The 12,412-nt window shown below is 52.5% G+C and carries 11 protein-coding genes; 7 read left to right on the top strand and 4 right to left on the bottom strand.

Translation table 11 applies throughout. The features are described from left to right. Positions 1-28: 28 nt before the first annotated feature. Entirely contained in the window at positions 29-904 is an 876-nt protein-coding gene (locus Q4544_RS04450) for an RNA polymerase factor sigma-32 (RefSeq protein WP_303504279.1), read from the bottom strand. Between the two features lie 74 nt (positions 905-978). Between Q4544_RS04450 and cobU the strand changes: the two genes are divergently transcribed. The 4 genes from cobU to Q4544_RS04430 are packed head-to-tail and all read left to right on the top strand — an operon-like array spanning position 979 to position 4,569. Continuing rightward, the gene (gene cobU, locus Q4544_RS04445; RefSeq protein ID WP_303504278.1) at positions 979-1,500 is read left to right on the top strand and encodes a bifunctional adenosylcobinamide kinase/adenosylcobinamide-phosphate guanylyltransferase; all 522 of its coding nucleotides are present in this window, start codon (positions 979-981) and stop codon (positions 1,498-1,500) included. Further along, a complete protein-coding gene (locus tag Q4544_RS04440) occupies positions 1,497-2,066 on the top strand; it encodes a histidine phosphatase family protein (protein ID WP_303504277.1) in 570 nt (189 codons plus the stop codon). Before cobU ends, Q4544_RS04440 begins: the two co-directional genes overlap by 4 nt. A gap of 58 nt (positions 2,067-2,124) precedes the next feature. Continuing rightward, positions 2,125-3,006: a glutathione S-transferase N-terminal domain-containing protein gene (locus Q4544_RS04435; RefSeq protein ID WP_303504276.1), complete on the top strand. Its 882-nt coding sequence runs from the start codon at positions 2,125-2,127 to the stop codon at positions 3,004-3,006. 51 nt (positions 3,007-3,057) lie between these two features. Then, on the top strand, positions 3,058-4,569 hold the full coding sequence (locus tag Q4544_RS04430; protein WP_303504275.1) for a YifB family Mg chelatase-like AAA ATPase: 1,512 nt from the start codon (positions 3,058-3,060) through the stop codon (positions 4,567-4,569). Between the two features lie 5 nt (positions 4,570-4,574). On the opposite strand, the gene gshB is transcribed toward Q4544_RS04430, so the two are convergent. The 3 genes from gshB to rsmI form a co-directional block, all read right to left on the bottom strand. Beyond that, a complete protein-coding gene (gshB, locus tag Q4544_RS04425; protein WP_303504274.1) occupies positions 4,575-5,510 on the bottom strand; it encodes a glutathione synthase in 936 nt (311 codons plus the stop codon). A 61-nt stretch (positions 5,511-5,571) separates the two neighbouring features. After that, positions 5,572-5,946, bottom strand: coding sequence for a YraN family protein (locus Q4544_RS04420; protein WP_303504273.1), 375 nt, complete (start codon positions 5,944-5,946; stop codon positions 5,572-5,574). A gap of 21 nt (positions 5,947-5,967) precedes the next feature. Beyond that, positions 5,968-6,822 carry a 16S rRNA (cytidine(1402)-2'-O)-methyltransferase gene (gene rsmI / locus Q4544_RS04415; protein WP_303504272.1) on the bottom strand — a complete coding sequence of 285 codons (855 nt, stop codon included), beginning with the start codon at positions 6,820-6,822 and terminating at the stop codon, positions 5,968-5,970. Positions 6,823-6,928: 106 nt separating this feature from the next. Here rsmI and Q4544_RS04410 point away from each other — a divergent pair, with 106 nt between their 5' ends. From Q4544_RS04410 to murJ, 3 genes are read left to right on the top strand one after another with little or no spacing between them, the layout of a single operon-like run. Next, positions 6,929-8,101, top strand: coding sequence for a penicillin-binding protein activator (locus Q4544_RS04410; RefSeq protein ID WP_303504271.1), 1,173 nt, complete (start codon positions 6,929-6,931; stop codon positions 8,099-8,101). Beyond that, the gene (locus Q4544_RS04405; RefSeq protein ID WP_407063027.1) at positions 8,061-10,868 is read left to right on the top strand and encodes a [protein-PII] uridylyltransferase; all 2,808 of its coding nucleotides are present in this window, start codon (positions 8,061-8,063) and stop codon (positions 10,866-10,868) included. The genes Q4544_RS04410 and Q4544_RS04405 overlap by 41 nt, the downstream gene beginning before the upstream one ends. Further along, complete coding sequence (murJ, locus tag Q4544_RS04400) at positions 10,865-12,403, top strand: murein biosynthesis integral membrane protein MurJ (protein WP_303504270.1); 1,539 nt, start codon at positions 10,865-10,867, stop codon at positions 12,401-12,403. The genes Q4544_RS04405 and murJ overlap by 4 nt, the downstream gene beginning before the upstream one ends. Positions 12,404-12,412 lie beyond the last annotated feature (9 nt).

Genomic DNA, 12,412 nt, shown 5'->3' with positions numbered 1-12,412 from the left:
CACTTGCGCGCAGGGAAACAAGCAGGGGTTAACGCATCAATTGCCGCAGATCAGGGCCATGATGCTGCAGAGCCTGCCGCATCTTGGTTAATGCCGCGGCTTCGATCTGGCGCACACGCTCTTTTGACACGCCTAATTCTTTACCCAAAACATCCAGCGTTCTGGCCCGGTCGCCCATTTTGCGTTCAATCACGATATGCCGTTCTCGTTCGGACAAGATTGACATCGCCTCGGCTAACCATTCGCGCAGAGTGTTTAAATCGCGGGACTTTTCTACATTTTCGCTACCTTCTGGATTTTCATCCTCCAGCACATCAATCCATTCGCGCCCATCCTCCTCACCGCCTTGCACAGCGTTGAGCGAGAAGTCAGCCCCGGCCAACCGCCCCTGCATCATGGAAACATCTGAAACGGACACCCCAATTTCCGACGCAATCTGTTCGGTCAATTGATGGCTATCCAATGTCTCACCGGCCTTTTGAGCATCCCTTTGCAACTGCGCCTCAACGCGTTTCAGATTGAAAAACAAAGACTTCTGCGCAGATGTCGAACCCGTTCGCACCAAAGACCAATTGCGCATGACGTGATCCTGCATCCCCGCCTTGATCCACCAAACAGCATAGGTGGAAAACCTGACACCCCGATCTGGATCAAAACGATCTGCTGCTTTCAACAGTCCCAACCCCGCTTCTTGGATCAGATCGTTCAACGGCACGCCATATCGTTTGAATTTCACCGCCATCGCAATCGCAAGGCGCATATAGGCATTGGTTAACCGGTGCAGAGAAGCCTCATCACGCTTATCCCGCCATGCACGCGCCAAGGCTTGTTCCGTTTCTGCATCCAGCAGCTCTGCTTTCATCGCGCTGCGCGTCACCAAATTTGAGGTATACCGCTCTGACATTTGCCGCTCCCTTGCTTGCATGGACTAAGCGTATTACGCAGGTCGGACCGTTTCGGATCACTTATGAGGCTGCCATGTTGCCAAAATTGACTTTCGTTCTAGGGGGCGCTGCCTCGGGCAAATCAGCATTTGCCGAACGATTGATCACAGAAAGTGGCGCACCACGGGTCTATATTGCCACGGCGCAGGTCTATGATTCTGAGATGCGCGACAAGGTCGACAAACATATCGAAATGCGCGGCCCCAATTGGCAAACGGTAGAAGCGCCGCAAGATGTGGTTGGTGCGTTAGCACTGGTGCAAAGCGATCAAGTCGTCTTGCTGGATTGCGCGACGATGTGGCTGACAAACCATTTGCTTGCAGAAAACGATATTGCGGCTGAAAGCAAAGCTTTGGTGCTGGCTCTGCAAAGTTGTTCTGGGCGCGTTGTGGTAGTCTCTAACGAAGTTGGCATGGGGATCGTGCCAGACAATGCCCTTGCCCGGCAGTTCCGCCAAGAACAAGGCCAATTGAACCAAGCCCTTGCCGAAGCCAGTGACCTTGCAGTTTTTGTCGTTGCCGGAGTACCTCAAGTCCTCAAGGGCCAACTGCCATGACACATATTTATCTGGTACGGCACGGCCCAACCCATGCAAAATCGATGATCGGATGGTCTGACTTACCTGCGGATTTGTCAGATACCGATGCGTTAGCACGGCTAGATGCATATTTGCCAAATGATGCCGTCGTGATTTCATCGGACCTATCCCGAACGATTGCAACGGCCGATGCGATCCAAAAGGATCGTCCGCGTTTGGATCACGATGCGAATCTGCGCGAAATGTATTTCGGCGATTGGGAGTTGAAAACTTACACAGAGGTAGAAGATCAAGAACACATTCGCGCCTTTTGGGATAACCCCGGGGACGTACGTCCGCCGAATGGCGAAAGCTGGAACGACGTGTGTGGACGTGTCAACACAGCCATAGACCGGCTTATTTTGACCCATGCAGGGCAAAACATCATCCTTGTTGCGCATTTTGGTGTGATCATCACTCAGATCCAGCGCGCCCTATCGCTCACAGGATACGAGGCGTTTGGACATAAGATCGACAACCTGTCCGTGACTGACATTCGCATCGAAGAAAGCTGGCAAGTCGGCAAGATCAATCACGTATCTTGATTGAATACGTCACAAATATTCGTTTCGAGAATTGAGCATACCTACTTAGTCTGTTGGCATGACTTATGATCTTGTAATTGGCGATTACGCCTACTCTTCGTGGTCCCTACGTGGCTGGTTGTTGTTTGAAAAATTCAACTTACCGAAATCAGTGACATTGTTGGATTTTCATTCCAAAGCGACTGTCGCTGAACAGTTGGCAAGCTTTGAACCGGCCCGAACCGTTCCGACTATCCGCACGCCGGAAGGCGCGATCGTTTCGGAAAGCTATGCGATTGCCGAAGAGCTGGCGTCGCGCCACCCAGAGGCCGAGATTTGGCCGTCGGATCCAAAGAAACGCGCAATCGTGAGAAATCTATCGGCTGAGATGCATGCGGGCTTTTTTGCATTGCGCGCAGCTTGCCCGATGAACTTGCGAACAGCGTTTAACTGGGCAGACCCTTCAGACGAAGTTCTAACGGATTTGGAGCGGCTTGAAACGCTTTGGGCTTGGGCTAAATCAGAATGCCTTGATGGGCCTTGGCTGTGCGGTGAATTCAGCGCGGTTGATGCGATGTATGCACCAGTAGCTGCCCGTTTGGCAGGATATAATCTGCCGATGAGTGATCTTGCGAAAGCTTATGTAGATACACATCTGTCCGACCCCGCCTTTCGCCGTTGGCGCGCATTGGGGCTTGTCCAAGGTGCACACCTAAGCCGGTATGATCAGCCGCATGCTACATTGGCTTGGCCGGGGCCTAAAGCCTTGGAGGCGACTGAAAGCGATGCGCCAGCCGTGAATCCAAACTGCCCCTATAGCGGCAAGCCGAGCACGCATATGCTTGAGCTGAATGGCGTGACATACGGTTTTTGCAACGCGCTTTGCCGGGACAAGACGATGGCCGATCCAGAAGCTTGGCCTGCGTTTATGGCGTTGGTGAACGAGACGACTTCGAGTTAACCAATCAATAACCAAGCGCCCCCTAAGGTTATAGAAACCAACGGGGGCGTTATGGTTACTCGGGCCTATACAGTCGCCTTTGAAGGCGTAGAAGCGCATCAGGTAGAGGTGCAATGCGCTGTTGCGCCAGGGTTACCCGCATTTTCGATTGTTGGATTGCCAGACAAAGCCGTTTCAGAAGCACGGGATCGTGTGCGATCCGCTCTTACGTCGATGGCGATTGCTCTGCCGTCCAAGCGGATCACCATAAATCTTTCTCCTGCTGACTTACCGAAAGAAGGCAGTCACTTTGATCTCCCTATCGCCATGGCACTCTTGGCGGCCCTCGATATTATTCCGAAAGATGCTGTGGAAAGTACAGTCAGTTTAGGGGAGCTATCGCTGGACGGATCACTTGTACCCGTAATCGGAGCGCTACCAGCCGCGATGTCTGCCGCGGAAGAAGACCGCAGCCTGTTGTGTCCACATGCCTCTGGCCCCGAGGCTGCGTGGGTCGGAGCGGCCCAAGTGATTGCTGCAAAGACGCTGGCGGATGTGGTCCGCCACTATTCCGGCCAAAACCCGATTACGCCAAGCCTGCCGGGGGAAGTCACGAACGGTACGCAATTCAAAGACTTACGCGATGTAAAAGGCCAAGAGCGCGCCAAGCGGGCATTAGAAATCGCGGCCGCAGGGCGGCATCATATTCTTTTCCTTGGAACACCCGGTTCGGGTAAATCTATGCTTGCTGCACGATTGGCTTCCATCCTACCGCCCCTTTCCGCAATAGAGGCGCTCGAAACTAGCATGATCCATTCAATAGCCGGCCTATTGGATCAGGGCGGCATTTCACGGCAACGCCCTTTTCGAGAACCCCACCACACCGCCTCTATGGCCGCGATCGTCGGAGGGGGTCGTCGCGCTTCTCCCGGGGAAATCAGCTTGGCGCATAATGGTGTTCTGTTCTTAGACGAATTTCCCGAGTTCTCTCGGTCGGTCCTCGAGACACTTAGGCAACCTATTGAAACTGGAGAAGTCATGGTGGCCCGCGCCAATGCACACGTCAGTTACCCGTGCAGATTTATGCTGGTGGCGGCGGCAAACCCTTGTAAATGCGGGTATATGTATGACCCAGCGCGTGCATGCGCCCGTGTTCCCAATTGTGGGGACGACTATTTGGGGCGGATTTCCGGGCCTTTGATGGACCGGATTGATCTACGGATCGAAGTTCCACCTGTCGCCTATACCGACTTGGATTTGCCTGCTGATGGGGAAACATCGGCGCAAGTGGCAGCGCGTGTTTTGCAGGCTCGGCAGCTTCAAGAAGACCGATTTCGCGAACATCCTGCGGCGCGATCCAATGCTGATGCACAAGGTAAATTGTTGGAAGAGATCGCGACCCCAGATAACGATGGGCGCGAACTTTTGTCGAAGGTGGCGGAAAAGTTTGGCCTAACCGCAAGGGGTTATCACCGAGTATTGCGCGTCGCACGCACCATCGCGGATTTGGATCAAAGCGAAGATGTGCTTCGACCCCATATCGCGGAGGCCGTCAGCTTTCGACTGACGGCCCAAAAGTCCTAACGACCCTAAGTAACTTTAGCTTCAATGGCTTCCCAAATTTTTTCGGCAATGTTCACGCCGTCAAAACGCTCAAGTTCTTGAATGCCAGTTGGCGAGGTCACGTTAATCTCTGTCAGGTAGTCGCCAATGACGTCGATCCCGACAAAGACCTGACCTTTTTCTTTGAGCAGCGGCCCGATGGCTGCGCAAATCTCTAGGTCGCGTTCCGTTAGACCGATCTTTTCAGGCCGGCCGCCGACGTGCATGTTGCTGCGCGTTTCGCCGGCTGCAGGTACACGGTTGATTGCGCCTACAGGCTCACCATCAACAAGAATGACGCGTTTGTCGCCATTGCTCACGTCTGGCAGGAACTTTTGAACGATCAGAGGCTCGCGACTGAAGCCCGTGAAAAGTTCGTGCAACGAAGAAAGGTTACGGTCGTTTTCATCCAACCGGAACACGCCAGCGCCGCCGTTTCCGTAGAGCGGCTTGAGAATAATGTCGCTGTGTTTGGCTTTGAATTCTTTGATCGTATCCAAATCGCGCGCGATTGTGGTTGGCGGGGTTAGATCAGGAAAATCTAGGACCAGCAGTTTTTCCGGATAATTGCGCACCCAGAATGGATCATTCGCCACCAATGCCTGACCTTTTAGGCGATCCAACAGATGTGTTGAGGTGATGTAATTCATATCGAACGGAGGATCTTGGCGTAGCCAAACCACATCAAAATCGGCCAGAGACACTTTGGTCAGCGGGCCAAGATCAACATGGTTCCCCTGCTCACGCCTTAGAACCATAGAATGGCCACGCGCGGTGATTTCACCTTCTTCAAAGGCGAGTTGGTCAGGAGAGTAATAAAACAATTCATGACCCCGCGCCTGCGCTTCTTCGGCAATGCGGAATGAGCTGTCAGCGTTGATATCGACTTGGTCGATCGGATCCATTTGAAAGGCGATTTTCATGGGCGTCCCTCTTAGTGTCTGCCCACTACATGGCGTAGCCAACCCCTCCTTGCAATGTGGATCAGTTGGCAATTAGCGCATTTTCAAGAATTTGTGTTTCCCCAACGGCGTTCACCAAGGCAACGTCAAAGCGCATATCGGTCAATTGCCCCTTTGGTTCTTGAGCAACGAAAACAGAGGCTGCATTCATTATCCGGTGGGCTTGGGCAGTAGAAACACGCTGAGCTGCCTTTGCAAAATCGCGGCTTTTCTTCACCTCGACAAAGATACAGGTATCTCCATCCCGAAAGATGAGGTCAATTTCGGCGCCACCACCGCGCCATCTTTGAGCGGCGAGCACGAAACCATTTCTTTCATAGATCGCCAGAACGGTTTGCTCTGCCGATTGCCCAGATAGATATGCGCGTTTTCCTCTTAGAGCTGCTGTTTTGCCCATGGGCGACCTAATGATGTGTAATCAGTCCTTCATGCTTAGGGCCATGGAATAAATTTTTCGTTTATTGACGCCAAATGCCTGCGCAACCACTTCAGAGGCATCGCGAACCGTCATGGTCTCCAAGGCTTTGCGCAATGCAGTTTCGACATCATCTTCTGACGACTCATTCGCACCAGCGCGGTCGATCAATACAACGATCTCTCCTTTGATCGTGCGTTCATGAAAAATATCAACAAGCTCTAGCAAAGTGCCCCGCTGGACCTCTTCGAATTTCTTGGTCAATTCGCGGCACACGACGGCCTGTCGATTTCCCCCAAGGACATGGGCTGCGTCTTTTAGCATCTCGACCAGTCGACGAGGACTTTCATAAAAGACCAGCGTACCGGGCACGTCTTTGACGGCTTCAATACCTGTTTTGCGCGCGTTCTTGGCGTTTGGCATGAAACCTGCAAAGAAAAATGCATCCGTCGGGAGACCAGCAAGGCTAAGCGCGGTAATAATTGCAGACGGCCCCGGGGCTGAAGTGACAAGGTAACCAGCTTCGCTCGCGTCGCGCGACAGATGATAACCCGGGTCGGCGATCAAGGGCGTGCCTGCTTCGCTTGCATAGGCCACTGATTTGCCTTGGGATAAGTAATCCAAAAGCTTCCCGCGTGTGCCAGCACCCGAATGATCATGGTATGCAAGTAAGGGGCGTTGCCCTAAGGGCACTCCGTGAATCTCCAATAAGCGGCGCAATGACCGGGTGTCTTCGGCAGCGATGACATCCGCGCTCGCGAGAATATCAAGCGCTCTTAAGGTGATGTCGCGCGCCGTGCCTATGGGTGTTGCCACAAAGTACAGCCCTGCCTTCAATGGTACGATCTGATGATTCAAAGCTGGACCCTCCGGTCTCGGTGTTTATTATCCGCCACAAATAAGTGATCCGTAAAAAACCGCAAAATCTGACTCGGTTTTTGACACTGTAGTAAGGATAGTATTCATGTTTGCCGCTTTTAAACTCCGCCGGAACATTCTGAAAGGGGCAGTTGCTCTTGGTGCTGCAGCGATACTTGCAGCGTGTGAACCAATCGCCGTTAGTACAGGTCCATCCGTGAACCCGAATAAACCGGTTCCAGTTGCCCTTTTGGTTCCGCGTGGCTCTACCGCGACTGGTGATGCACTTCTTGCTAAGAGCCTTGAAAACGCTGCACGTTTGGCGATGACTGACCTTGACGGCGTTCAAATTGACTTGCGTGTTTACGACACTGCCGGAGACGCGGCGACAGCTCAGACTGTGGCGCTGAAAGCTGTTGGTGACGGCGCTAAGATTATTCTCGGCCCAGTACGTAGCGGACCCACAAATGCCGTTGGCGTGGCGTTGGCCGGCAAGGGCGTGAACGTGTTGTCCTTTTCAAACAACACCTCCATCGCTGGTGGCAACGTGTTCGTGTTGGGAGCCACCTTCAAAAACACAGCAGATCGACTCGCGCGCTTTGCGGCACGAAACGGGAAATCTCGTATTGTGACGGTCCATGCGCAGAATGTCGCTGGTGCAGCAGGACGTGAGGCCATTGCCATAGCACTCGCTGCGAACGGTGGCTCTAACGCGGGTTCCGTTGGGTACGAATTTTCACAGCAAGGCGTTGTGGCAGCCGTTGATGACATCCGAGATACCGTACGCCGTACAGGCGCCGACGCGATCTTTATGACATCAGACACATCGGGATCCTTGCCGTTGTTTTCACAATTGCTACCAGAGGCGGGCCTGCGCCCAGACACGGTTCAGTACATTGGCTTGACGCGCTGGGATATTCCAGCTCAGACGCTTGATCTACCGGGCGTGCAAGGTGGCTGGTTTGCAATGCCTGATCCAGCCCTGACAGGGCAGTTCCGCGATAGATATTCAGCAGCATATAGCGCTGCACCCCATCCAATTGGCGGATTGGCTTATGATGGCATTGCCGCTATTGGCGCATTGATCAAACAAGGCAAGAGCAACGCTCTCACGACAACAGCATTGACCCAGGGCGCAGGCTTTAAAGGGGTTAACGGCATTTTCCGCCTTCGTGCGGACGGAACAAACGAACGTGGTCTGGCTGTCGCCACGATCCGCGATAAACAGGTTGTAATCATTGACCCAGCACCAAGAAGTTTTGGCGGAACTGGCTTCTAAACCCACCGCTTTCCTACCGGTTCCTCCCGGTGATCTCATTTGTGAGCCTGATCTAATTGTAAACCGCGCCCAGCTGGGCGCGGCAATATTAGAGGCTTGCACAAATGCAAAAGATGCCCGCGACTTAAGAAGCACTGTCGTCAACCTGCTGCGCGATGTCCGCAAAGAAGGCATGGCCGCAATCAAAAAAGGGTTCGAAGACCGTCCATTCGATGCACGGCCTATGACACGCGCTTATACGTGGTTGACCGATTGCTTGGTGAACACCACGCATTTCGTGGCGACACATGCACTTCACCCACGTCCAAATCCAACCAAAGGCGAGAAAATCGCGTTGTTTGCAGTTGGTGGATATGGGCGTGGGGAAATGGCTCCGCAATCTGACGTCGATCTGCTATTCCTCACACCTTATAAAATCACTGGTTGGGCGGAGAGCGTCATTGAATCCATGCTCTATATGCTTTGGGACTTGCGTCTAAAAGTTGGGCATAGCTCACGTACGATCAAAGACTGCATTCGCCTAGGCGGTGAGGATTTCACAATTAGAACCGCCCTACTCGAACATCGGTTTTTGGCTGGTCACAGCCCGATGGCTGGTTCGCTTAAGAAATCTTTGGAAACGCAGCTGTTCAATGGCACCGAGCAAGAATTCATCGAAGCCAAACTTGCCGAACGCGACGAGCGGCATAAAAAACAAGGTCAGAGATATGTCGTTGAGCCTAATGTCAAAGAAGGCAAAGGCGGATTGCGCGACTTACAATCGCTCTTTTGGATCGCCAAGTATGTGTACCACGTCAACGACGTCCACGATCTGGTAGACCTTGGGTTATTTCAAGAAGATGAGCTTGAGCTGTTTAAGCGTGCCGAGAATTTCCTCTGGGCGACACGCGCGCACCTGCATCTGATCAATAATAGGCCAATGGAACAATTGTCGTTTGACATGCAGGTCATGGTCGCAGAACGCATGGGCTACGTTGACAAAGGCGGTCGTCGTGCCGTCGAGCATTTCATGCAAGACTATTTCCGCAACGCGACCGCTGTTGGGGACGTAACCCGCATTTTGCTAACAAAGCTGGAGGACGCGCATCAAAAAGCGGCACCTTTGCTTGAACGCATCTTGCGACGTCGCCCCAAAACAAGAGACGGCTACAGAGTCACCAACAACCGCCTTGCCATCGAGGATGAGGACACGTTCCTATCCAATAAGCTGAATATCTTGCGCCTTTTCGAAGAAGCCTTGCGCACTGGCTTGCTTCTACATCCTGATGCGATGCGTCTTGTGACTGCAAATTTGCATCTCGTTGATAATGGTATGCGAGAAGACCGTGAGGCTCAGCGAATTTTCCTTGATACGCTGCTAAAACACGGCAACCCAGAACGCGCCCTGCGACGCATGAATGAACTTGGGGTGTTGTCTGCGTTCATCCCAGAATTCGAACCGATTGTCGCGATGATGCAATTTAACATGTATCATTCTTATACGGTCGATGAGCACACAATTCAGGTCATTTCGACCTTCGCCCAAATTGAGCGAAAAGAGCTGATCGAAGAACTGCCGCTTTCGTCTGACATCCTAAAGGGAAAGATCAATCGCAAGGTTCTGATGGTTGCCATGCTCTTGCACGACATTGGCAAAGGCCGCGATATTGACCACTCTATTCTAGGAGCGCAAATATCGCGCAAAGTCGCGCCGCGTCTTGGATTGAATAAAGAAGACTGTGAAACAGTCGAATGGCTGGTGCGCTATCACTTGCTCATGTCCGATGTTGCCCAAAAACGAGACCTGTCAGATGAACGCACCATCCGTGATTTTGCAAAGGCTGTAAAAACAGTAAAGCGTCTCGATCTTTTGACGGTTCTGACCGTTTGCGACATCCGAGGCGTTGGCCCAGATGTTTGGAACAATTGGAAAGCGACGCTTCTGCGCAACCTTTACAGCTTAACGCGAAACGCTTTGGAAAATGGGTTAGAGGTCGTTAACCAAAAAACCCGGAGCGCTGAAGCACGCAAACGTTTGAAAGAGCAATTGCCGAATTGGGAACCCAAAAAGCTCAAGAAAGAAACTGGGCGTCATTACGATCCCTATTGGCAGGGTCTTCCCCTCGAAACACACGCCATTTTTGCACAGCTTCTCGACGGGCTTTCGAACGAAGAGATCGGCATTGACCTGCATCCTGATGATGACCGCGATGCGACGCGTGTTTGTTTCGCTATCGCAGATCACCCGGGAATATTCGCAAGGATTTCTGGTGCGTTGGCATTGGTCGGCGCCAATGTGGTCGATGCACGCTCATACACAACAAAAGATGGCTTTGCGACTGCAGCATTCTGGATTCAAGATGCCGACGGGCACCCATACGAAGCAAGCCGCCATGCCCGTCTAAGTAAAATGATTCATAGGACCTTAAAAGGCGAAGTTGTCGCCTCTGAAGCTATGAAATCTCGCGACGTGTTGAAAAAACGCGAGCGCGCTTTCCGTGTACCAACGACAATCACCTTCGACAACGAAGGGTCAGCGATCTACACGATTATCGAAGTCGACACCCGTGACCGTCCAGGTTTGTTGTTTGATTTGTCCCGCACCTTGGCAAACAGCAATGTATATATCGCCTCGGCCGTTATCGCGACATATGGCGAACAGGTCGTTGATACATTCTATGTAAAAGACATGTTTGGCCTAAAATTCTATTCGGAAAGCAAGCAACGGACTTTGGAAAAACGGTTGATCGAAGCCATTGCCAAAGGCAGAGAAAGGGCAAATTCATGAAGCCTATCCGGCTGATGCGCGGATTTCTCACCGTTGGATTTTGGACCTTACTGAGCCGTATTTTGGGTTTTGCCCGAGAGATAATGATTCTTAGCTTAATCGGGCCTGGCGTTGGTCTAGATGCCTTTGTGGCCGCCTTTCGCTTGCCCAACATGTTTCGTCGGTTCTTCGCCGAAGGGGCGTTTAATGCGGCCTTTGTGCCTTTGTTTTCGAAGAAGTATGAAGCCAATGAAGAAGCCGAGGCCTTTGCACGTGATGCGCTTAATGGCTTAGCGACGGTAGTCCTAACCCTCACCGGACTTGCCATGGTGTTTATGCCTGCATTGGTTTGGGTAACTGCCGAAGGGTTTTATGGCGACGAACGGTTTGATCTGACCGTCGGTTATGGCCGTATCGTATTTCCCTACATCTTCTTCATGTCGCTAGCCGCTTTATTTTCTGGAGTCCTAAACGCCACGGGCCGATTTGCAGCAGCCGCTGCGGCCCCTGTATTGCTGAACATTTTCGCTGTAACTGCCATGACCATTGGCGCAATGTTGGGCCATGACGTCATCCATTGGCTGATTTGGACAATACCTGTCGCCGGTATTGCACAGCTGGGTTTGGTTTGGATCGCAGCGGAACGCGCAGGCGTTTCGTTACGCCCCGCCATGCCGCGCTGGACACCAGACATGTCCCATATGGTGACGGTTGCTGTCCCGGCTGCGCTGGCGTCAGGCGTCATGCAAATCAACCTTGTTGTCGGGCAATTGGTGGCCTCAAGAACAGAGGGGGCAATCAGTTGGCTCTTCGCGGCTGATCGGCTCTATCAGCTACCCTTAGGTGTTGTTGGCATCGCGATTGGTATCGTTCTTTTGCCCGACCTCTCTCGTCGCCTAAAAGCGGGAGATGAGCTTGGCGCACGCGAAGCCTATTCTCGCGCCGGCGAATTCGCACTTGCCCTGACAATACCTTGTGCTGTGGCGTTTCTAATTATCCCACTGCCGCTAGTTTCCGTGATGTATGAGCGCGGTGCAACAACTGCAGATGACAGTATGGCTATTGCTGCCGCTGTGGCTATCTATGGCCTGGGCTTACCTGCTTTTGTACTTCAAAAACTGCTTCAACCACTGTTCTTTGCACGCGAAGACACCAAAACACCGTTCCGTTTCGCGATTTGGGCGATGGTCATCAATGCAGGCCTTTCTTTTGGGCTGCACCCGTTCATCGGTTGGATGGCGCCTGCTGTAGCCACAACAGTTGCAGGCTGGGCAATGGTCGTTTTGCTTGCAGTGAATGCACGAAAATTCGGTGATGTCGCACGGTTTGATACTCGTTTCACAAAACGAGTATGGCGTATCTGCATCGCTTCATTCGCAATGGGAGCCGCCCTGTTCGGGGCGATGCTATTGCTCAATACCGCCCTGAACACACCAAGCTGGCGCTATCTCGCACTGCTAGGGCTGATTACAATCGGGGCTGCAGCATATTTTGCGATAGGCCAGCGCATCGGCGCTTTCAACCTAAAAGAAATAATGCGAGCAGGCCGGACTTAGACCGGCGGC

The organism is Cognatishimia sp. 1_MG-2023 (genome assembly GCF_030548175.1).
GTDB lineage: Bacteria > Pseudomonadota > Alphaproteobacteria > Rhodobacterales > Rhodobacteraceae > Cognatishimia.
The sequence above is the reverse complement of the archived record's forward strand: the minus strand, read 5'-3'. Positions and strand labels throughout refer to the sequence as shown.